Origin of the sequence: Thalassospira sp. MIT121401 (assembly GCF_047125595.1) — a bacterium.
GTDB lineage: Bacteria > Pseudomonadota > Alphaproteobacteria > Rhodospirillales > Thalassospiraceae > Thalassospira > Thalassospira povalilytica.
The window spans coordinates 1,492,221-1,514,281 of record NZ_CP138926.1; the positions used below are offsets into that span (position 1 = coordinate 1,492,221).

General features: G+C 55.3%; 20 protein-coding genes and 1 other RNA gene. 4 read left to right on the forward strand and 17 right to left on the reverse strand.

Annotated elements, in window-relative coordinates:
• Positions 1 to 4: 4 nt before the first annotated feature.
• From murC to SIB88_RS06770, 12 genes are all read right to left on the reverse strand, one after another.
• Complete coding sequence (gene murC, locus SIB88_RS06715) at positions 5 to 1,414, reverse strand: UDP-N-acetylmuramate--L-alanine ligase (RefSeq protein ID WP_068519518.1); 1,410 nt, start codon at positions 1,412 to 1,414, stop codon at positions 5 to 7.
• Between the two features lie 11 nt (positions 1,415 to 1,425).
• A complete protein-coding gene (gene murG, locus SIB88_RS06720) occupies positions 1,426 to 2,622 on the reverse strand; it encodes an undecaprenyldiphospho-muramoylpentapeptide beta-N-acetylglucosaminyltransferase (protein ID WP_412557686.1) in 1,197 nt (398 codons plus the stop codon).
• 165 nt (positions 2,623 to 2,787) lie between these two features.
• Complete coding sequence (gene ftsW / locus SIB88_RS06725; RefSeq protein ID WP_412557687.1) at positions 2,788 to 3,927, reverse strand: putative lipid II flippase FtsW; 1,140 nt, start codon at positions 3,925 to 3,927, stop codon at positions 2,788 to 2,790.
• A complete protein-coding gene (gene murD / locus SIB88_RS06730; protein ID WP_412557688.1) occupies positions 3,924 to 5,330 on the reverse strand; it encodes a UDP-N-acetylmuramoyl-L-alanine--D-glutamate ligase in 1,407 nt (468 codons plus the stop codon). The genes ftsW and murD overlap by 4 nt, the downstream gene beginning before the upstream one ends.
• A 12-nt stretch (positions 5,331 to 5,342) precedes the next feature.
• Positions 5,343 to 6,431, reverse strand: coding sequence for a phospho-N-acetylmuramoyl-pentapeptide-transferase (mraY, locus tag SIB88_RS06735; protein WP_068519522.1), 1,089 nt, complete (start codon positions 6,429 to 6,431; stop codon positions 5,343 to 5,345).
• Between the two features lie 24 nt (positions 6,432 to 6,455).
• Entirely contained in the window at positions 6,456 to 7,886 is a 1,431-nt protein-coding gene (locus tag SIB88_RS06740; RefSeq protein ID WP_412557689.1) for a UDP-N-acetylmuramoyl-tripeptide--D-alanyl-D-alanine ligase, read from the reverse strand.
• 59 nt (positions 7,887 to 7,945) lie between these two features.
• Positions 7,946 to 9,406: a UDP-N-acetylmuramoyl-L-alanyl-D-glutamate--2,6-diaminopimelate ligase gene (locus SIB88_RS06745; RefSeq protein ID WP_114113711.1), complete on the reverse strand. Its 1,461-nt coding sequence runs from the start codon at positions 9,404 to 9,406 to the stop codon at positions 7,946 to 7,948.
• Entirely contained in the window at positions 9,393 to 11,111 is a 1,719-nt protein-coding gene (locus SIB88_RS06750) for a peptidoglycan D,D-transpeptidase FtsI family protein (RefSeq protein ID WP_068519525.1), read from the reverse strand. The genes SIB88_RS06745 and SIB88_RS06750 overlap by 14 nt, the downstream gene beginning before the upstream one ends.
• Positions 11,108 to 11,536: a hypothetical protein gene (locus SIB88_RS06755; protein ID WP_101245720.1), complete on the reverse strand. Its 429-nt coding sequence runs from the start codon at positions 11,534 to 11,536 to the stop codon at positions 11,108 to 11,110. Before SIB88_RS06755 ends, SIB88_RS06750 begins: the two co-directional genes overlap by 4 nt.
• Positions 11,533 to 12,519, reverse strand: coding sequence for a 16S rRNA (cytosine(1402)-N(4))-methyltransferase RsmH (rsmH, locus tag SIB88_RS06760; protein ID WP_412557690.1), 987 nt, complete (start codon positions 12,517 to 12,519; stop codon positions 11,533 to 11,535). The genes SIB88_RS06755 and rsmH overlap by 4 nt, the downstream gene beginning before the upstream one ends.
• A complete protein-coding gene (locus tag SIB88_RS06765) occupies positions 12,516 to 13,019 on the reverse strand; it encodes a division/cell wall cluster transcriptional repressor MraZ (RefSeq protein ID WP_068519528.1) in 504 nt (167 codons plus the stop codon). Before SIB88_RS06765 ends, rsmH begins: the two co-directional genes overlap by 4 nt.
• A 165-nt stretch (positions 13,020 to 13,184) precedes the next feature.
• Positions 13,185 to 13,790: a hypothetical protein gene (locus SIB88_RS06770; RefSeq protein ID WP_412557691.1), complete on the reverse strand. Its 606-nt coding sequence runs from the start codon at positions 13,788 to 13,790 to the stop codon at positions 13,185 to 13,187.
• On the opposite strand from SIB88_RS06770, the gene SIB88_RS06775 reads away from it, so the two are divergent.
• The 4 genes from SIB88_RS06775 to SIB88_RS06790 all read left to right on the forward strand — a co-directional run bounded on the left by SIB88_RS06775 (position 13,765) and on the right by SIB88_RS06790 (position 16,921).
• Positions 13,765 to 14,364, forward strand: coding sequence for a hypothetical protein (locus SIB88_RS06775; protein WP_412557692.1), 600 nt, complete (start codon positions 13,765 to 13,767; stop codon positions 14,362 to 14,364). The two genes, SIB88_RS06770 and SIB88_RS06775, sit on opposite strands and share 26 nt — an antisense overlap.
• 94 nt (positions 14,365 to 14,458) lie before the next feature.
• Positions 14,459 to 15,559, forward strand: a complete 1,101-nt coding sequence (gene corA, locus SIB88_RS06780) for a magnesium/cobalt transporter CorA (RefSeq protein WP_412557693.1) — start codon at positions 14,459 to 14,461, stop codon at positions 15,557 to 15,559.
• A gap of 100 nt (positions 15,560 to 15,659) precedes the next feature.
• Complete coding sequence (locus SIB88_RS06785; RefSeq protein ID WP_412557694.1) at positions 15,660 to 16,208, forward strand: cysteine hydrolase family protein; 549 nt, start codon at positions 15,660 to 15,662, stop codon at positions 16,206 to 16,208.
• Positions 16,209 to 16,288: 80 nt separating this feature from the next.
• Positions 16,289 to 16,921, forward strand: coding sequence for a pyridoxamine 5'-phosphate oxidase family protein (locus SIB88_RS06790; protein ID WP_412557695.1), 633 nt, complete (start codon positions 16,289 to 16,291; stop codon positions 16,919 to 16,921).
• Positions 16,922 to 16,999: 78 nt separating this feature from the next.
• Here the strand turns inward: SIB88_RS06790 and rnpB are convergent.
• The 5 genes from rnpB to SIB88_RS06815 all read right to left on the reverse strand — a co-directional run bounded on the left by rnpB (position 17,000) and on the right by SIB88_RS06815 (position 22,011).
• An RNA gene (rnpB, locus tag SIB88_RS06795) (RNase P RNA component class A) lies at positions 17,000 to 17,396 on the reverse strand.
• A 71-nt stretch (positions 17,397 to 17,467) separates the two neighbouring features.
• The gene (locus tag SIB88_RS06800; RefSeq protein WP_412557696.1) at positions 17,468 to 18,220 is read right to left on the reverse strand and encodes an N-acetylmuramoyl-L-alanine amidase; all 753 of its coding nucleotides are present in this window, start codon (positions 18,218 to 18,220) and stop codon (positions 17,468 to 17,470) included.
• 5 nt (positions 18,221 to 18,225) lie between these two features.
• Positions 18,226 to 19,098, reverse strand: coding sequence for a DMT family transporter (locus SIB88_RS06805; protein ID WP_068519534.1), 873 nt, complete (start codon positions 19,096 to 19,098; stop codon positions 18,226 to 18,228).
• A gap of 220 nt (positions 19,099 to 19,318) precedes the next feature.
• On the reverse strand, positions 19,319 to 21,148 hold the full coding sequence (abc-f, locus tag SIB88_RS06810) for a ribosomal protection-like ABC-F family protein (RefSeq protein ID WP_341650589.1): 1,830 nt from the start codon (positions 21,146 to 21,148) through the stop codon (positions 19,319 to 19,321).
• Between the two features lie 122 nt (positions 21,149 to 21,270).
• Positions 21,271 to 22,011 carry a TerB family tellurite resistance protein gene (locus SIB88_RS06815; protein WP_068519535.1) on the reverse strand — a complete coding sequence of 247 codons (741 nt, stop codon included), beginning with the start codon at positions 22,009 to 22,011 and terminating at the stop codon, positions 21,271 to 21,273.
• Positions 22,012 to 22,061 lie beyond the last annotated feature (50 nt).

The following is a 22,061-nucleotide window of genomic DNA, read 5'->3' on the forward strand; positions in this document are numbered from 1 at the left end:
TGTCTCAGTTCTTCAGGGCTTCGAGTTGTGCGGGCAGGGCATTGGCCCATGCGCTGATGGAACCGGCACCAAGACAGACGACAAGATCGCCCGGCTTGGCTTCGTTCCTGATGACTTCGGCGAGTTTGTCCGGGCCTTCAAGGGCACTGACATGGCGATGACCACGGTTGCGCAACCCTTCGACAAGGGCGTCACGTGATGCGCCTTCGATCGGGCTTTCGCCGGCTTCGTAAACATCGGCGACAATCACGCTGTCGGCATCGTTAAAGCAGGTGCAGAAATCTTCAAACAGGTCATGCAGGCGCGAATAGCGATGCGGTTGCACTACGGCAATGACATTGTTCTGCGTCGCTTGGCGGGCGGCCTTAAGGACCGCTTTGATTTCGACCGGGTGGTGGCCGTAATCGTCAATGATGGTGACGCCATCGACTTCACCGGTTTTGGTAAAGCGGCGCTTGACCCCGGTAAAGCCGTCAAAGGCGGAAACGATTTTGTCGTCCGGAATGCCAAGTTCAAGCGCAACCGTGATCGCCGCGAGCGAGTTCGATACGTTGTGATCGCCAACCATCGGCAGACGGACATCCTTGATCACGCGTTCTTCGCTATCGACACGTTCGCGGATAACGACGTCAAAGATGCTTTCGCCGATATTGGTGCGCACATTGACCGCGCGCACATCAGCCTGTGGCGAGAAGCCGAAGGTAAAGATACGGCGATCCGTGACCTTGCCAATCAGGGCCTGAACTTCGGGGTGGTCGATGCACAGAACGGCAAATCCATAGAACGGAATGTTCTGAACGAAGTTTTTGAAGGCTTCGCGCAGCTGATCGAAATCTTTCCAGTGATCGAGATGTTCCGGATCGATATTGGTCACAACCGAAATGGTGGACGGTACTTTGACAAAGGTACCATCAGACTCATCGGCCTCAACCACCATCCAGTCGCCTTCGCCAAGGCGGGCATTGGTGCCATATGAATTGATGATCCCGCCATTGATCACGGTCGGATCAAGCCCGGCAGCATCAAGCATGGTTGCCACCAGCGAAGTGGTGGTGGTTTTGCCATGCGTGCCGCCAATCGCGATTGCTGCCTTAAGGCGCATCAGTTCGGCCAGCATTTCCGAACGGCGGACAACCGGGATCATTTCTGCGCGCGCGGCGACGACTTCAGGGTTGTTCGGTTTGACGGCGGTGGAAATCACAACCACCTTGGCATCTTCGACGTTGGACGCCTGATGACCGACAAAAACCGTGATGCCCAGATCGCGCAGGCGCTGCACATTGGCATTGTCCGAAATATCCGATCCCTGAACCGAATAGCCCAGGTTATGGAGAATTTCGGCAATGCCGGACATGCCGATGCCACCAATACCGACAAAGTGGATGGTGCCGATGTTGAGCGGCAGGGTATTCATTGCATGTCTCCTCATACCTTCTGGGGGTCTTTATTCATATTGTCGTTATTCGGGCTTCCGGCCGGGTTCAGCCCCAGCATATGAAGCACCATATCGGCCAGCCGTTCGGCGGCATTGGCGCGACCGCTGCTTTTGGCGGCCTTTGCTGCGCGCGTCAAGGCCGCCGGATTGGTTAAAAGTTTCGCCAGCCGTTCGGATACCAGTTCGCTGGTAAAGCGATCCTGGGGCAGCAACCATGCGCCACCGGCATCCTCAACCTGCTGGGCATTAAAACGTTGATGATCATCAATGGCATGGGGCAGGGGAACCAGAAAACCCGGACGTCCTGCCGCGGTCAGTTCGGCCACTGTTGATGCCCCGGATCGCGCGATCACCAAATGGCAGTCCCGCAATTTTTCGGGAATATCATTGATGAAAGACGCAAGGGTCACATCAATCAATGATCCCTCATAGGTCGCGCGGACAGCATCGATATCTTCTTCGCGGGCCTGCTGGGTGACGTGAAGACGTTTGCGAATATCTTCTGGCAGGCTGACCAACGCATTTGGCAGCACCTCGGACAGAATGCGTGCTCCTTGCGAACCGCCAGTGATCAAAAGGCGGATCGGGCCATCGGCCATAGGCGCCTCATACTCACTCGCGGCAAGGGCTGCGACTTCGGCGCGCACCGGGTTGCCGGTCCAGATGACCTTGCCTTCATCGCCCGGCGCAATCATCGTGACTTTGGCAAATGATGTGGCAATGCTTTCTGCATGGCTGGCAACCAGTCGGTTTGCCCGGCCCAGAACCGCATTCTGTTCATGAATGGCATAGGGGATGCCAAGCCATTTTGCCGACATGGTGGCCGGGATCGATGCATATCCGCCAAAGCCGATCACGGCGGCCGGTTTTGCCTTTTTGATCAGGGATCGCGCCTTTAACGTGCCAAGGCCAAGGCGAAATGCGCCGGTCAGACGACCCTTGATGCCTTTGCCGGCAATGCCACCGGCTGGCAGGATGACGGTTTCGACACCTTCAACACCCTCGGTATAGCGGGCCGCACGGGCATCTGTGAAAAACAGAACCTTGGCACCGCGTCGAACCAGTGATCTGGACAAGGCAACAGCAGGGAACATATGTCCGCCGGTTCCGCCAGACGTGACGGCAATCACCTGACCCGCAAGCGGTGTGTCAGTGGCCGAAATATCAAGTTTGGTGAAGTCAGTCATCTTGTCCACATGTGAAACGACGTCGCATCGGGATGATCCCGCACAGTTACCCCATCAGAACCCGACAAAGGTTAATATCCCTTCAAACCGGGTACGGAATAAGGTCGGATTTTGTCGTTTTGATGCAGAAAATTCAGGTCAGGCAAAACATCCCGAAAACAGGTGTTATTCACCCGGACGTTTACGCGTAAGCGCAAGAACAAATCCCATGCCGATCGCAATGCCGATGGTGGCCGACCCGCCATAGGAAACGAACGGCAGGGTCATGCCCTTTGGCGGGACCAGTTGCAGGGTGGAGGCCATGTTAATGACGGCCTGCAAGCCGAACTGAACCAGAATGCCGGTCACAGCCAGAACCACAAACAGGTTGCGTTCCCCCATCAAGCGCGAAAGCCCGCGCATGATGATAAAGGTAAAGACACCGACCACCAGCACACAGAACAGCAATCCGAATTCTTCACCGGCCACGGCAAAGATAAAGTCGGAATGCGCATCAGGGATGGAGTTCTTGACCCAGCCTTCGCCGGGACCGCGGCCCATGATGCCGCCACTCATGAAGGCTTCCATCGATCGTTCGATCTGATAGTTGTCACCAGATGCCGGATCAAGGAAGCGGTCCACGCGGGACTGAACGTGGGGCAGGATCAAATAGGCACTGACCGCAAGGCCAACCGCACCCAATCCAAGACAGAACACCAGAATGATCGGAAGTCCGGCCAGGAAGATCTGTACCGACCAGATGGACGTGACAACGACGGTCTGGCCAAAGTCCGGCTGGATCATCAATAGAAAGATGCAAACCGCCAGCATCAGACAACTGACGATATAACCCGGGAAGTTCGGGTTCAGCCGACCTTCGGCAAACATCCATGCAACAACCACTGCAAAGGCCGGTTTCAGGAATTCCGATGGTTGCAGGTTGATGCCCGCAACGTTGATCCAGCGTACCGCACCCTTGATGTCCGATCCGATGAAGGGGGTAATGATCAAAAGGAAAATCACGCCCAAAAACATGATCGATGCCAGGCGCCGCACCCATTTTACAGGCAAAAGCGATATGCCGAACATGCATCCGGCCGCCATGCCCAGAAATACGAACTGACGGGTGACAAAGTGGAAACTGTCAACATTGATGCGATCGGCCACCGGCGGACTTGCCGACATGACCAGAAGCGCACCGATGCCCATCAGAAGAATGATTGCCGCCAGTAGCCAGCGATCAATCGTCCACCACCAGATGCCCAGAACAGACGTATCGGCACGCGAAAAGGCGATATTGGTGTTATTGCCAAACAACGATTTCATGCGCGTGCCTTCCCGGTTGTGCCGGCATTTGCCAGGCGGGAATACAAATCGCGGAACGCATCGCCGCGTGCCTCAAAACTTTTGAACTGATCAAACGATGCACAGGCCGGGGTCAACATGACAACCGGTGCATCCTCGCCGTCCGATCTGGCATCTGCAAAGGCGGCTTTGGTCGCGACATCAAGAGTTTTGCATTTCTCCCATGGCAGATCGTCACCAAGGGTCCGGGCAAAGGCATCTTCGGCCTCGCCGATCAGATAGGCCTTCTTGATGTGGGGATAGAATTCCTCAAGCCCGGCGATACCGCCTTCCTTGGGTTTGCCGCCAACAATCCAGTAGATGTTCTGATAGGCCGAAAGCGCCTTTGCCGATGCCTCGGCATTGGTGGCCTTGCTGTCGTTGACGAAAATGACATTATCAATCGTACCCAGACGTTCCTGCCGGTGGGCAAGGCCCGGAAATGTCATGATCCCGTCAATGATACGGGTGGCATCAACACCGCGCGCCCGACACAGGCCATAGGCAAAGGCGATGTTTTGCCAGTTATGTTTGCCCGGCATGTGGGTTACGGTCGCAAGATCAAGGATCGGCGTTTTGGCACCCGTAAGGTCATCAATCAGCCAACCCTTTTCATCGACATAAATGCCGTGATCGACCGGGGATTTGACCGATACTTCGATAATGTGACGTCCGCCTTCGCGGGCCAGTTCAACCGCCATCTTGGCACAAGGTTCATCATCAACCGAAATGATCGCCCATTTCGGACCCTTGTTACGCGCAAAGATCTGGCGTTTGGCCCCGATATAGCCATCCATTCCGCCATGACGGTCAAGATGATCCGGGGTGATGTTCAACAGCGCACAGGCATCAAAGGCCGCATGTTCAAGAAGATCAAGCTGATAGGATGACAGTTCAAGAACAAGGCAATCATCGGCTGTTGACGGTTCAAGGCCAAGGGCCGCATTGCCAAGATTGCCGCCCGCCTGGGTTTTGATCCCGGCCTGCGAAATGATATGGGCGGTCAGGGCGGTCGTCGTTGACTTGCCATTGGTGCCGGTGATTGCCAGTGTCGGAACGTCTGGCTGTGCGGTGCACAGAAGTTCGACATCGCAAATGATCGGCTTGCCCGCCCGACGTGCCTTTTCCGCGGCCGGATGCGGGGTCGGGAAGGTGGATGGGATGCCCGGGCTGATCACCAGCATATCGGGTTCGGTCCAGTCACATTCCGCCAGATTGATCGGGGCAAGGCCCAGTGGTTCGATCTGTTCGCGGCCTGCGGGATTGTCATCCCACGCCCAGACGACGGCACCGGAATTGATCAATGCCTTTACGCTGGCAAGGCCGGATTTCCCGAGCCCCAGGACCGCAATGGTTTTGCCGCGCAGATGCGAAAGATCAATCACGATAGGACGTCCTTACCGGAGTTTCAAAGTAGCAAGACCAACCAGCGCCAGAATGACCGCGATGATCCAGAACCGGATCACGATGGTCGGTTCCTGCCAGCCTTTTTTCTCGAAATGGTGATGAAGCGGAGCCATGCGGAAAACGCGCTTCCCGGTCAGTTTGAACGATCCCACCTGAATGATCACAGACAGGGTCTCAAGAACAAACAGGCCACCAATAATTGCCAGAACAAGTTCATGTTTGGTCACAACCGAAACAGCACCCAGGGCACCGCCAAGAGCAAGCGATCCGGTATCCCCCATAAACACCATCGCCGGCGGGGCGTTGTACCAAAGGAACCCAAGACCGGCCCCAACCAGGGCGCCAAGGAAGATGGTAAGCTCGCCCGATCCGGCGACATAGTGAACCTGAAGATATTCGGCAAACTGTACGTTACCGATCAGATAGGTGATCAGCGCAAAACTGGCAGCGGCAATCATCACCGGAACGATGGCAAGACCGTCAAGACCGTCCGTCAGGTTGACCGAGTTCGACGCACCGACCATGACAAACATGGCAAACGGAATAAAGAACCAGCCAAGATCAAGCAGGAAGTTCTTGAAGAACGGGAAGGCAAGGGCGGTCGAAAGCGGATCAGCGGTATTGTAGGAAATCCACCAGGCAGCAAGGGCTGCGATCGAAAACTGCCCCAGCAGTTTGAGCTTGCCCGGCAGGCCTTTGGTGTTTTTCTTGGAAACTTTAAGATAGTCATCAAGGAAACCAAGGAAACCGTATCCGATGGTGACAAGAAGAACCGCCCAGACATAGGGGTTTTTCAAATCCGCCCACAGCAGGGTCGCAATCGATGTCGACAGCAACAGCAAAAGCCCGCCCATGGTCGGCGTGCCCTTTTTGGTCAGAAGATGGCTTTCAGGGCCGTCTTCACGGATCGGCTGGCCTTCGCTTTGTTTGGAACGCAACCAGTTGATCAGATGGGGGCCAATTACAAAGGCAAGGATAAGCGACGTAATGATCGCACCGCCCGTCCGGAAGGTAATGTACCGAAACAGGTTCAATACCGGCATCTGATCAGACAGTTGATAAAGCAGATTATAGAGCATTGCTCTTGTCGTTCCTTCTGCGACTTAATTCTGTGTTTCTGCGGGGCTATCCACCACGCCACAGGATTTTAGGGCCGATACAATTTTCGAAACGTAAATGCCAAGCGATCCTTTGACCAAAACCACGTCTCCGGACCGCAAATCGGCCTTTATCGGTTCAATCGCGTCTTCGGCGGTGTCAAAGTGACCGGCATTTTTGTCTTCAGGCAGGGTCTTGTCGAGTTCAGCCATCAGCGGACCGACGCAATAAACCCGATCAATTTCAAGTGCGGTTAGCGGCTGGTGCAAATCGGCATGCAGGCGAACAGCATCGTCGCCGAGTTCGCGCATATCGCCTAGAATGGCAATCTTGCGACCACCATCGCCCGGTTTGGTTTGCGACAGAACCTTGATCCCGGCCATCATTGATGTCGGATTGGCATTGTATGCATCATCAATCAGGGTAAAGGTACCTTCGCCTGACGGGACCTTGACGGTCGAGATTTCACCGCGACCAGCCGGCGGGGTCACATCGGCCAGATCCTGTGCAGCACGCAGCGGATCGGCCCCGATTGCATCAACACATCCAAGAACCGCCAGCGAATTCAAAACCCAGTGTTCGCCGGGGCATCCGATGAAATATTCAAGATCCCGGCCACCGATACGGGCGCGTACAGCACTGCCATCGGTGACAATGTTGGCTTCAAACAGGCGGTAATTGGCCATCGCATCGGTGCCAAAGCACTTGATATTGCCAAGTCCCAGTTCCTTGGCGCGCCGTGCCAGGGCAAAGTAATGCATGTTGTCACGGTTCAGAATAACCGCGCCATCCGATTCAAGACCGTCGAAAATCTCGGCCTTGGCCATGGCGATTTCGGCTTCGTCCTTGAAGAATTCGGTATGCGCGCCAACCACGGTGGTAATCAGGGCGACCGATGGTTTGACCATCTTGACCAGCGGGCTGATTTCACCCGGATGGTTCATGCCGATTTCAAAAACACCATATTGCGCATCGACCGGAAGGGTCGCCAGACTGATCGGCACACCCCAGTGGTTGTTGAAACTTGCCGGGCTGGCGTGGGTTTTACCCTGCTGGGACAAAACATATTTAAGGGCTTCCTTGGTGCCGGTCTTGCCGACACTGCCGGTAATCGCAACGATTTTTGCCGAACTGCGCGCACGACCGGCAAGGCCAAGACGCACAAGCGCATCCATCGTGTCATCAACCAGAAGAACCTTGTCGGTATCGGTGATGCCGTTGGTATCAGAAACCATCACGGCACTAGCGCCGGCATCAAGGGCGGCCTGTGCAAATTTGTGCCCGTCGAAATTCGGGCCTTTAAGTGCGATGAAAAGATCGCCTTTACTGACTTTTCGGCTGTCTATCGAGATCCCGGTAACTGACCAGTTCCCGGTCGTTTTGCCACCGGTTGCGGTTTCGGCATCCTTTGCCGTCCATAAAACAGCCTTGGTCATAACGTCACTTTCATTTCACTCAGGCCGTTACGGCCTGGGCGCCGTAACGGGAATTCAGGTCAATTGCCGCCTGCAAGGATGCTGCGGGCAACAGATGCATCGTCAAACGGAAGAACCGTATCACCGACAATTTGGCCTCTTTCATGGCCTTTTCCGGCGATGATAAGGACATCGTTGCGTTGCAGGATGCCAATGCCGCGTTTGATGGCCTCTGCCCGGTCGGCAATTTCCACCGCACCTTCGCATTTGGCCTTGATCGCCGCACGGATCAGGGCTGGATCTTCGCTGCGCGGGTTGTCATCGGTGATGATGGCGATATCGGCAAAGTCATGGGCAACGGCACCCATCAACGGACGTTTGCCGGTGTCGCGGTCTCCGCCGGCACCAAATACACAAACGATGCGGCCTTTGCAATGCGGGCGCACAGCCTTGATCACGGTTTCAAGCGCATCAGGCGTATGGGCGTAATCGACAAATACCGGTGCGCCAAAACTTGTCTTGCCCACCAGTTCCAGACGACCACGGACACCTTCAAGTTTTTCAAGCGCCAACACGGCCTGATCAAGATCGGCACCCGATGCCACAACAATCGAAAGGGCCGCAAGGGCGTTCATCACCTGGAAGCTGCCCATCAGGGGAAGATGAATGCTGTATTCACCCTTGTTGGCCAGAAGCGTGATTTTGGTGCCGGTGCTGTCCGGGGTTGCCTTGACCAGTTTGATGTCATCGGCATTCTGCCCGTAAGACAGAATATTCACGCCGCGCTTTTCACACATCTTTTTCAACAGCGCGAACTGTTCGACATCGGCATTCAGAACAGCAGTGCCGTCCGCCACCAGAAGGTCGGAAAACAGGCGTGCCTTGGCGGCAAAGTATTTTTCGAACGTGCCGTGATAATCAAGATGATCGCGCGAAAGGTTGGTAAAGGCCGCCACCGTGACCTTGACCCCGTCAAGACGATACTGGTCAAGCCCGTGCGAACTTGCTTCCATTGCGACATGGGTGACGCCGATACCACACATTTCATCAAGACTTTGGTGCAGGGCAACCGGGTCGGGGGTGGTCAGTGATCCGGGGATCTTGGCGCCGGCGGCACGAATGCCAAGGGTACCGATCGATCCCGACATATTACCAAGGATCGTCCACAGCTGTTCGGTAAAGATCGCCGTGGATGTTTTGCCATTGGTTCCGGTGATCGCCGCAATATTTGCCGGCTGCTTGCCATAAAAGCGCGCGGCAAGCTGGGCATAGCGTTTGCGCGGATTTTCAACCGGGATAAGGGGAACTGTCGCGGCCGTCGGTCTTGGCGTGCCGTCCTTTGCCAGGATAGCGGCAGCCCCAAGTTTGATCGCATCAGCAATATATTTGGAACCGTCGTCGCGGGCACCGGACAGGGCGGCAAACATATAGCCATCCTTCACGGTGCGTGAGTCTGCTGTCAGGCCCGTGATATTCGGGTCCTGTCCTTGGGCATGTTTCAATGCCGCCTGATCACCTGCCATGAGCTCAGAAAGACGCAAGTTTGCGTTCCCCCTTGCGAAGTTCGATCTGCAGCGCTTGCTCGATCTCCGGCGCCTTCGCATTCGCCGGTTCAATGCCCAAAAGGGGAGCAATACGTGTCACAACCTTGCCAACTGCAGGGGCGGACACCCAACCTGCTGTGGCAAATCCATAAGTTTCTTTGGTGCCTTTGGGCTCGTCCAGCGTCACCAGAACCACATATTTCGGGTCCTGCATCGGGAAGGCGGCGACAAAGGTCGACATGCGGGCGTTCTTGACATAGCGCCCGTTCACTAGTTTTTCCGAGGTGCCGGTCTTCCCGCCAAGGAAGTAGCCGGCAACTTCGGCCTTTTTGCCCGAACCTTCGGTGACAACCAGTCGCATCAGACGACGCAGCTGTTCCGAAGTTTTCTGGGAAAACACACGTTCACCGGCCGGTGCACCATCCTGTTTGAGGATCGTGGACGGGCGGCGGATACCACCATTGACGATGGTTGAAATGCCATTGACGACCTGAAGCGGGGTGACAGCCAGACCATGACCGAACGAAATCGTCATGGTGTTCACTTCGCGCCACGGATTGGGCACAAGCGGCCCGCCAACTTCCGGAAGCTCGATTTCCGGTTTGTCGAGCATGCCAAGCTTTTTCAGATATTTTTTCTGGTTCTCACCGCCGAAGGCCATCGCCATGCGCGCCGATCCGATGTTGGAACTGTGGACCAGAATTTCCGGTACCGTCAGCCAGCGGTTTTCAGCGTGGTAATCGCGGATCGAGAAACGCGCAATCCGCAGCGGTTCGGTCGCATCGTAAACCGAATTGAGTGTCGATGTGCCGGTTTCAAGGGCGATGGCGGTGTTAAACAGTTTGAACACCGACCCCATTTCATAAACGCCAAGGGTCGACCGGTTGAACCGCGCATCTGCCGGGGCCTGACCCGGGCGATGGGGATCAAAATTCGGAAGCGACGTCATCGCAATGACTTCACCGGTATAGACATCCATGACAAGACCCGCAGCGCCCACCGCGCTATAGGTCTCCATCGCGTTTTCGACTTCTTCTTCGAGTGCGAATTGCACACGGGTATCAAGCGACAGCTGAAGCGGGCCGTTATTGATGCGCAACTCGTTATCGAATTCGCGTTCGGCGCCAGCAATGCCGTTATTGTCGATGTCGGTAAAGCCAAGCACGTGCGAGAACAGCCGCCCATGCGGATACACCCGGCGTTCCTCGCGCTGGAAATTCAGGCCGGGAATGCCAAGCGAGTTGACTTCATATTGCTGTTCAGGCGTCAGGTTGCGGCGCAGCCAGACGAATGCCTTGCGCGAGCTCAGATGCCGGATCAGAGTATCACGATCAAGATCGGGCAAAACTGTCAGCAAAAGATCGGCAGACTCAACCGGGTCCTTGACCACGCGGGCATCGGCATAAAGCGAGTTGGTCGGAAGATCGGTGGCAAGCAACAGGCCGTTGCGATCAATGATGTCGGCGCGTTCGGTTTTAAGTTCGCGCGCATCGGTACCCGATGCCACAGCCGGTTCGTTGCCCTGGCGCAAGACCGATGCGTCTACCAGGCCATAGGTGATCCAGCAAAAACCGATGATGAACATCGCGCCGGTGATGAAAATACGGTTGCGGGCCGTTTCAAGTGCAAGACGTTCACGCTGATCGGGCCCCAGTTCCGGACGGTCACCACGCAGCCAGTATGAGAAACGGGTAAAGCTCATTGCGCACCCCCGGTCTCGGCGACTGATGGTGCGTCCACAATCATGGTTTCGGCGGCCTCGGCATAGGCGCGATCGCCCGGACGCGGACGGGGTACAGGCATGAAGGCAACCGCTTCGCCAAACTTGTCGATGCGGTATTGATGCATGTCGGAATCTTCTGGCAGATCATCTATGCTGGCCATTTGCAGCACTTCGATCTGGGCCAGGCTAAGATATTCGCGCGAAAGCTTTTCGATCCGTTCCGGATTGTTCAGGTAGCTCCATTCCGCTTCAAGCACGTGGATGCTTTCCTGTTCGGCCAGAATGTCGGACTGGATTTCCGCATAATGCTTTTCAAGGCGTTCGACTTCGTGGCTGACCCAATAGGTGCCAGCGCCAATCAAAATGGTCAGGAACAGGCCGATAATCGTCACCGCACGGGTCATTTCGGACCTCCGTGCTTGTTGGCTGGCTGATCATTGCGGGCAACAGCACGCAGCTTTGCCGACCGGGCGCGCGGGTTGGCACGAATTTCGTCTTTCTGGCCGGTCACTGCCTTGCGTGTGATGGTCGTAAAGGTCGGTGTGGCGACTTCCGGCTCACCGGGCAGGCGGCGCGACATTTTCTTGGGATCGCCCGAACGCGCCTTCATGAATGTTTTGACCAGGCGGTCTTCGAGCGAATGGAACGTCACAACCACCAAACGTCCGCCCGGCTTTAACAGTGTTTCGGCCGCATCCATCGCACGTTCAAGTTCGCCAAGCTCGTCATTCACATAGATGCGCAATGCCTGGAACGTGCGGGTGGCGGGGTCAATGCCGTCCTTGGATTTGCGCACGACCGAGCGCACAGCACGGGCAAGCTGTGATGTGGTTGTAAACGGCTCATCTGCGCGCATCTCAATGATCTTGCGGGCAACCTTGCGCGATGCCCGTTCCTCGCCATAACGATAGATGACATTGGCAATGTCTTCTTCTTCGGCGGTATTGACGAAATCGGCCGCAGTGGGGCCAGACATCGACATGCGCATATCAAGCGGACCGTCTTCGCGGAATGAAAAGCCGCGAGCAGCCTGATCAAGCTGCATTGACGACACGCCGATATCGAGAACGATACCATCGACCTGTTCGGGGCCAGCAGTCGGGATCAGGCGACCCATATCGCCAAAGCATCCTTCGACCATGTGGAAACGGCCGTCATATTCGGCTTCAAGTTTCCGGCCGGTTGCAACCGCACTCGGATCGCGATCAATGCCATAAAGCTCGCATTTCGCGGAATCAAGAATGGCGCGGGAGTAACCGCCTGCGCCAAAGGTGCCATCGACCATGATTTCGCCGTCACACGGTGCAAGAGCATCAAGCACCTCGCGAAGCAGGACCGGCTTGTGCGGGCGATCTTCGGTGGCGAAACGGATGTCCTTGTCGCTCATGATGCGTCCTCCTCGTTCGGGGTGCCGGGACGTGCACCTTTGGGGAGTTCGTTCATCGGTTTGAGCTTGAGCGTCGCACCACGATTAAGCGTGCGGGTCCGGCTGGCTTCTTGCAGGGGCTTGAAGATGTCCGGGTTCCACAGGCGGAAGGTGCGACCACGGCCGACAAAGGCGACCTGATCTTCGATACGGGCAAATTCGATCAATTCAGCGGGCAGAATGATACGACCTTCGCCGTCATAAGGAAGCATATGCGAGGAGCCAAGGATGGTGTCGGCCAGATCGTCGGCTTCGTCAGAGAACATATCAAGTTCATCAAGCGACGCGGCGATGCGTTCCATGTGGCTGTGGCTGCAGCCTTCGAGCGCGCATTCCTTGTGGGATTGATACAGGTAGATACCGGCGAATTCTTCCATCTCAAGGGCCGCACGGAACCGTTTGGGGACGGATACGCGTCCCTTCCGGTCCAGCTTGTGAATGTGCGTCCCTGTGAACAGCACTTCGCCATTCCCCTGATCAAAAGTCCGATTTCAAAGTTCGACGTGAACAGGTCCGCCTCAACGGCCGGTCGATGTTTGAAATGGATATGCCCCGCATGGCACAGAATTTGTGCCTGCTTATGGGGTATCATGGGAAATGATGGGGGTCAATGGGATTTGATGGGGTCAAATGTGACGATTTGGTGTGTTTCTGCGGATTCTGCGGTACATGCGAAAAGCCTGAATTCCCTCAAAAACACATTGAATCACGGTCTTATCCATCTTCTGCCCATAAAATCCCAATTCGGTTCCATGGGAACCCATGGGGCGACCATAAAAAGACCCGATCCATGGGTTTTGATGGTCAGATCGAAAATTGGAATATGATGGGCCGTTCGAAGACAATTTGCGATTTGGCTCCCAATCGGGTTTGATGCGCGGGCGAACTCCTGCAAAATGTCGGGACGATATTTCCGGAAACCCGGGGCGTTTTACGTCTTGTGATGCCCGGATGATTTCCGGATATGCAGTAGCAAGACCGATCAGATATTTGGTCAAATACTGGCGCGGGGCTGCGTCAGCGAAATGAAGGATGCGATTGTTGCGGATAAAAGCTGCCATTGTGTTAATGGGTTGCATGGTTTGTGCCGGAATATCAGGGACCTTTTTCGAATGGCCCGGTGTTGTCGGGGATGCCCGTGCGCAAGGATTGACCATGGACAAGGCCGGCGGCAGCAGTTCCTCGCCCGAGGTGACGTCACCGCAGATGCGCGAACTTTTGCCGCTGATCATGAAGCAGCTTCAAAACAATCCGGAACTGATGTCGCAATTTGGACTGGGCGGGCTTTCGGGGCTGGGGGCGCTTGATGGTGCTGCGGGTTTGTCGGGCGATGCTGGAACCGGGACTGCCAATATCCCGGGGCTCAATGACGCAATTGCCAAGGCCCTTGCCCAGAAAAATGGTGCGACGGGTGGCGTACCGGCAGGCATTCCCGAACAGGTAAAGCTTTACCGCGAACAATATCATCCGGTCGATATTGATCAGGATGGCCGTATCAGTGCTGACGAAGCCGCATCCTATTCAAGCTGGATGTTCAGGCGGCGTGACATCAATGGCGACAGTGTTCTGGTGGCACGCGAATTTGCCGCAGTTGAACAATTGCCCGGAACGGCCGATGCCAATCGCCAGCGGCTGCGCACCGAAAGCCGGCGTCTGGAATTGTTGTTTCCGACATATGATGCAAACAACGACCAGATGATCAGCAAGGATGAGTTCCTTGATCAGGTGCGTGTTGCCTATGACGAAAAACGCGGAACCAATCCCGATATTGATCCGTTTTCATTCCAGACGGCTCTGCCATTCTGACTGGTGACAGAATTGCAATGGAAACACCATATGACAGCAAAGCAATAATCTGGCATCCGTATCACGCGGCAAGCCGGTCAGGATGGAGAAGCTAATGGATACCAACGAATTTTTCGCCCCTCTCCGGGCAACGGCGGATGACGGCAACAGCGCGGATGCCGCAGTTGCTGACAATGTTGGTGTCGAAAATGGTGAACCGGCGGCAACCACCGCGCAAGCACCAGCAAAAATCACGGCCAATGCGCTGGGCAAGGCAACATCGACCGCGACCGCGACCAAACAGGATGGTGGCAAGGCTGATCGGACGCCTGTCTGGATTGACCTGTTGTCACCGACGCCTGACGAAATCCACGATATCGAGGAACGCTTCGGGATCGAGGTGCCGACCCGCGAAGAAATGCAGGAGATCGAGCTGTCATCGCGTCTGTATGACGAAGAGGGCGCACTTTTCATGACGGTTTCGGTTCTGACCCGTGCGACCACAGATGCGCCGCAAACAACGGCCGTGACCTTTATCCTGGTCAAGAAAACGCTGATTACCCTGCGCTATGCCGATCCGGTTCCCTTCAAGACATTTATCCGTCGGGTCAAACGCAGCCCGTCACTTGCCAACAGTGCCGAGGCGGTGCTGTTTGGTTTGCTTGAACAGATTGTCGACCGTCTGGCCGATTTGATGGAACAGACAGCAACCGATCTTGAAAACCTGTCCAATCAGGTGTTTGCAAGCCCCGAAGACATTGCCTCGGATCAGGATCATCGTGAAACCCTTCGTCAGATCGGGCGTACCGGCAACCTTTCTGGCAAGGCCAAGGACAGCTTGCTGAACCTGCATCGTCTTGGCTTGTTCCTGTCGACTCAGACGCGCCTGAAAAAGGATGCGAAGGCACGGCTCAAGGTGATTTCGCGCGATATCGTGTCGATCACCGAACACGCAAACTTCATCGCCAACAAGGTCACCTTCCTGCTGGATGCGACCCTTGGCATGATCAGTCTTGAACAAAACAACATCATCAAGATTTTCTCGGTCGCAGCCGCGGCCTTTCTGCCGCCAACCCTGATCGCCAGCATTTATGGCATGAACTTCGAATTCATGCCGGAACTGGGATGGGAATTCGGCTATCCGGTCGCCATCGGCTTGATGATTCTGTCCGCGGTTTTGCCGCTTTGGTATTTCAAGCGCAAAGGCTGGCTCTGATCATTTGGCAATATTGGTGGGGTGTTTGTCATTTGCGCCAGACAAATTGCTGCTAAAGTCTGCGCCATGATCTTCCCGTATTGTTATCGGAGCCCCACCCATGACCCGAACCGCCCTGATCCTGATTGATTGGCAGCAAGGATTTGATGATCTTTTCTATTGGGGGAAACGCAACAACCCCGATGCCGAAACCAATGCCGTGCGGTTATTGACCCATTGGCGCGCAAACGCTTGGCCGGTTATTCACGTCAAGCACAACTCGACCGAGCCGCAATCGCGGTTGCATCCTGATCATCGCGGAAATGCCTTCAAGGCGGTACTCGCACCGATGGAGGGCGAGGCGGTCTATGGCAAAAACGTCAATTCGGCCTTTATCGGAACAAGTCTTGAGGCGGACCTGCGCGCACAGGGGATTTCAAAACTGGTGCTATGCGGGATCACAACTGACCATTGTGTGAATACCAGTACACGGATGGCCGGGAATCTTGGCTTTGATGTTGTCATTGCCGCGGATGCCTGTGCGACCTTTGATCGAAGCCTGCCTGACGGGCGGGAATTTCCGGCGGAACTGGTGCATGATGTGGCACTGGCAAGCCTGAATGGCGAGTTCGCAGCCGTCAAAAATGTCGAGCAGATCATAGCTTCGTGACCGGGGTGCTGATCGGTAATTGACTTGCGTTCGCAAGTAACGCACCTTCGGCCCCTGATTCCCGCATAAGGTGCCTTTTGATGACGTCTGCAGAAACCAAAATCGATACGCATGACAAGCTTCGTGCGATTTACGGTGAACCCATGGGGCTTGCCGTTGACAAATGCCTGTCGCGGCTTGATCCGCATTGCAAGCATTTCATTGCACTAGCACCCTTTGCGGTCATTTCTTCTGCTGATGCCAATGGCGACGCCGATGTCAGCCCGCGTGGCGACGGCCCGGGTTTCATCAAGGTTGTCGATGACAACACCATCGTCATGCCGGACCGTCCGGGCAACAATCGTATCGATACATTGGCCAATATCGTCGACAATCCTAAAGTCGGGATGCTGTTTTTTGTGCCGGGCGTGAATGAAACGCTGCGTGTGAATGGCAGTGCTGAAATCAGCACCGACCCGGCGTTGCTTGATCTGTTTGCCGATACGCCCAAACCGCCGATCACCGCGATCAAAATCACGGTCGAGGAAGCCTTCCTGCATTGTGCAAAATCGCTGATGCGCTCCAGGCTTTGGGACGCCGGTACACAGATTGATCGCAAGACGCTTCCGACATTGGGCAAAATGATCAAGGATCAGACTGCGGCCGATTTCCCGGTCGGTACCCAGGAAGAGGCAGATCAGCATTTCGCGCAATCCATTGCGGAGCGCGGCTGAAACCCGGCATGTTCGGAAGATGCATCTGATCGCACAAGGCGGTGACAAATCCAGTCATCGCCTTTTATTTTGGGAAATAATACCAGATGGCCTGTAAGCCGGGTTCTGTCCATGCGGCGAACCGCACTGGATGGCTATTCATCTGGGACGTCCGTCGCCGAACGCCTCCTGCAACCAACCCGAATGGTGGTGCGAAAACCCACCTGCCGACAATGCCGAAGCACCCGGCCGACCATTCCTATTAGGTTTTGCTCCCGGTGGGGTTTACCATGCGTCCCGCATTGCTGAAGGACCGGTGCGCTCTTACCGCACCCTTTCACCCTTTCCGACAGGCTTGCGCTGTGTCGGTGGTTTGCTTTCTGTGGCACTTTCCCTAGGGTCGCCCCCGCCAGACGTTATCTGGCACCGTGTCTCCGTGGAGCCCGGACTTTCCTCCCCCGTTGTAAACAACAAGGGCAGCCATCCGGCCATCTGGTGGTGCGGATGTAGGTCACATCGATCTGAACGTCAAGCAAAAGCGATGGGGTGGGGAACGTACAAAGCAGCCTATTTGCCAATCATATTGGCAAGGGCAGTGGCAATTGACATGCATTGCCCGTCAAGCACACCCGAAATGTTTTCCGGACGCCAGCGGCGCTGAAATGCGATGGTGCGTTTGATGCGATCATCGTTCTTTTTCGTCTGGTCCTGACCGCTTGCGGGCCAGCCATAACCGATCCGGTCAAGAAGCTTGTCAAAAGCTTCCTGATCAACCGGATGTGCCGTTCCGTGGTCTGGTTCGGGCCACATGCCGATGCCGTTTTCGGCAAGCAGTTTCCAAGGAAACAGTTCGCCCGGATCTTCCTTGCGATCCGGGGCCATGTCGGAATGGGCTATGACGCGATCAGCGGGGATATTGTGGCGTGCCAGAATTTCCTGACACAGACTGATCACCGATGCGATCTGGATGCCGGGAAAAGGGCGATAGCCAAATTCATGCCCCGGATTGACGATTTCGATGCCAATCGAATGGGAATTCACATCGTCGCATTCCTGCCAGCATCCGCGCCCGGCGTGCCAGGCGCGTTTGTCCTCGTCAACAAGGGCGAAGATGCGTCCGTCTTCCTCGATCAGGTAATGACTGGAAACCGAACTTTGCGGATCACACAGGCGTTCAAGCGCATCTTTGCCGGTCTGCATCCCGGTATAGTGCAGAACCAGTATGTTGACCGGGCAGCCTTCCGGTCGCGGTCCGAAATTGGGCGACGGACGGGATATGATTTCCCCCGTTTTGTGATCTCGTGATTGCCCGGATGCCATCTGGATCAATCCATGCCCTGTGTTTTGCGCTGAACGGGTTTACGCAGCATGATGACGGTCACCCCGCACAGCACGACAATCCCGCCAATGATCTTAAGCATTGAAAAGGCTTCGTCAAATACGACAAACGATCCCAGAACGCTGATCACCGGGGCAAGCAGCGACCATGGCACAACCGCATTCACATCCTGTGTTTTAAGCAAATGATACCAGAAGCCATATGCAACGATCGATGACATCACAACCGTGAAGCTCAGATTGGCCCAGGCCACCCAACTGGCGTCAAAGACCGCCTGCACCGATCCCGGTTCGAACGCCAGGGACAGGATCAGCAATTGCGGGGTGGCAAACAGCGCCATCCAGCCATTGAGCTGGAAGGTATCAATATCGCCAAGTTTCTTGATCATGACATTGGCAACCGCCCACATGAAGGCAGCAAACACTACAAGCAGCAGCGGAAGCTGAAGATCGGTCATGGTCGGATCCCAGAACATGATCGTCACGCCAACAAAGGCCAATGACATGCCCGAAAGCCTTTTCCAGCCAAGCCGGTCATTAAAGAAATAGGTGGCAAGCATCGATGAAAACGGCACGCCAAGCAGGACAATAATCGCCACCGGTCCGGCATCAATCATCGACAGTGCAAAGAACAGCACCCCGAAATGAAGACTGCCGAATGTAACGGAAATGATTGCCAGACGGCCCATGCGCCCGCGTGGCACCCGGGTAAACGGGATCAGCAGGATCGCGACCGCGGCAAAGCGTATGGCCGTAAGCATAAAGGGCGGAATTTCCGCAACGGCACCTTTGACGGTCAGCATGTTGATGCCCCAGATGACGGCAACGGACAGGGCCATAAGCATTGCTTTAAGCGGCATGGAGCAGGCTTTCAATAAGGGGCGGCACGCGCATGTGCCCAATAACGATACATTCCTTTGTCATCTGTTTGCAGCCAAACGACAAATGAGTTCTTTTCAATCGAGAATATCTGACCGTGTCAGAAATACGCGCAGGACAAGTGTGACCCGGTCTTTACATCACGTAAAGCAGCAGGGCGCAAAAGATGCCAGATGGAATTTTCGGGGGCCGGTTGGGCGCTTATCCCAGACCGAGTTCCTCGCGCAGCATTTCAAGTTCCAGCCAGCGTTCTTCGGATGCTTCAAGTTCGCTTCTTGCGGCATCAAGGCGGTCGACCTTTTTCTGAAATCCGGTCGGGTCCTTGGTGAACAGGGCGCTGTCCGAAAGCGCGTCCTCAAGCGTTTTGATTTCCGCTTCCAGCTTTGCCATCGCCCCGGGCAGGTTGTCATATTCGCGCTGATCCTTGTAGCTCAGCTTCGAAGACGATTTCGGTTTTGCCGGTGTTGATGATGTGCCTGTTGATTTCTTGGTCTGCTTGGCGGCGGATTTGTCTTCTTTGACCGGTTCAGCGCGCGAAAGTTTGCGCTGGGTGATGTAATCGGAATAGCCGCCTGCATATTCAACAGCCGTACCGTCGCCTTCCATAACGATGGAAGACGTCACAACACGGTCAAGGAAGTCACGATCGTGGCTGACCAGAAGAAGCGTGCCTTCATAGTCATCCAGCATTTCCTGAAGCAGATCGAGCGTATCCATATCCAGATCGTTGGTCGGCTCGTCCATGATCAGAAGGTTGGTCGGCTTTGCCAGCAATTTCGCCAAAAGCAGACGGTTGCGTTCTCCACCTGAAAGGGCGCCAACGGGGCTTCTGGCCTGTTTTTCATCAAACAGGAAATCGCGCAGATAGCTGACCACATGGCGCGGATTTCCGCGCACCATCACCTGGTCGCCGCCAACATCACACAGCGTATCCCAAAGTGTTTTGTCATCATCAAGCGCGATACGCTTCTGATCGAAATAGCTGGGATTAAGGTTGGTGCCGATCTTGATCGTGCCACTGTCAGGTTCAAGCTGCCCGGTCAGCATTTTAAGCAGGGTGGTTTTACCTGCCCCGTTCGGGCCGATGATGCCAACCTTGTCGCCGCGCAGGATACGGGTCGAGAAATCGGCAATGATCTGGCGGTCGCCAAATGACTTGGCGATGTCGGTGGCTTCGATCACGACCTTGCCCGATGTTTCGCCGGCCTCGGCGGCAAGCGATACATTGCCGATGCGGTCAACCTGTTTGGAACGCTGTTCGCGCATGTCGTAAAGACGGCGCAGACGGCCCTGGTTGCGTTTGCGGCGGGCCGAAATGCCCTGCACGGACCAAACGGTTTCCTGTGCGATCAGCTTATCAAGCTTTGCGCGTTCTTCGGCTTCCTTGCGATAGATTTCCTCGGACCATTCTTCGAACTTGGCAAAGTTGATCGCCCCCTGATGCATGACACCGCGATCAAGCCAAAGGACACCGTTCGACACTGCATTCAGGAATGCACGGTCATGCGAAATCACCACGACGGCGCCACGGAAATTCTTGATCTCGCCTTCAAGCCATTCAATGGTCGGAAGATCAAGATGGTTGGTCGGCTCATCAAGCAACAGAACCTGCGGGTCGGCAATCAGGGCGCGCGCAATTGCCGCACGGCGGCCTTCGCCACCCGACAGGCTTTTGGGATCGGCCTTGGGATCAATATCAACCGACGCCAGCAACATGTCGGAACGATAGGCATATTCCTGTTCATGTTCGTCCAGTGCCGAAAGAACGAAATCTTCGACCGTGTCATAGCCGTCAAATTTCGGTTCCTGATTAAGATAGGCAACCTTGCAGCCCGGCTGGACAAAACGTTCGCCGCCATCGGCTTCGATTTCGCCGGCGATGATTTTCAGAAGGGTGGATTTCCCGCCGCCGTTACGTCCGACCAGACATAGCCGGTCACGTTCGCCAATGGCAAATGACACATCGGAAAACAGATCATTGCCGCCAAAGGTCAGGCGAATGTCATTAATATTGATCAGCGGTGGCGCCATGGGAAAACCGATAAGCTTGAGTTCAGAAAACAGGTCACTGTGACAGGTCCCCTGCAAACAGCAATTTGGGTGCCGTTGCAAGGGAAATCATCTGTCAGCCGTTACGTTCCGCTGTTTTGCAATTAGCGGATGCCGCGTTCCTTGCGGATTTGATCCCACGCGGCATTGATGCGGGCCATTTTGTCATTCGCCTGTTCGATAAATTCAGGCGGCATGCCCTTGGCCATCAGGGTGTCGGGATGGTTTTCGCGCGACAATTTGCGATGTGCTGCTTTCAGTTCATCGTCACTGGCATCGCGGGTCACGCCAAGCTGTTCATAAGGATCGGCACCGTTCGATGCGGTATAGGCGTGATGGACGCGGTCAAAGTCGACATCGGCAAACCCGAAGATATGGGCGACTTTTTTCAAATATGCCTGTTCTGCCGGATGCAATTCGCCATCGGCCATCGCGATCTGGTAAAGCGCTTCCAGAATGCCTTCCAGAAGGGCGTGTTCGCCGCGGAACATGGTGGCGATTTGCCGCGCATAGATTTCAAACCCGTCCGAGGATGCGCGCGCCATATCAAAGATACGCCCGACATTCTTTTCCTCGCCCGGCGGGATATGAAAGACGCGCTTGAATGCGTTGATTTCATCACGGCTGACATGGCCGTCAACCTTGGCCATCTTGGCGGCCAGCACGATTACACCCGTGGCAAAGGCAACCTGTCTCGGGTCATGCCCGCCAAGCTGCGGTCCGCCATTTGCCGCACTTTTGATCTTGTCAACGACATGGCCGGCTGTTGCGCCAAGAATTGCGCCAAGTGGTCCGCCCAAGGCAAAACCTGCGGCTCCGCCAATAATTTTGCCCCAGATACTCATGCTGTACTCATGCTTTGCTCATGGGTGAATTGCGTCCTGATTTCTGTGTC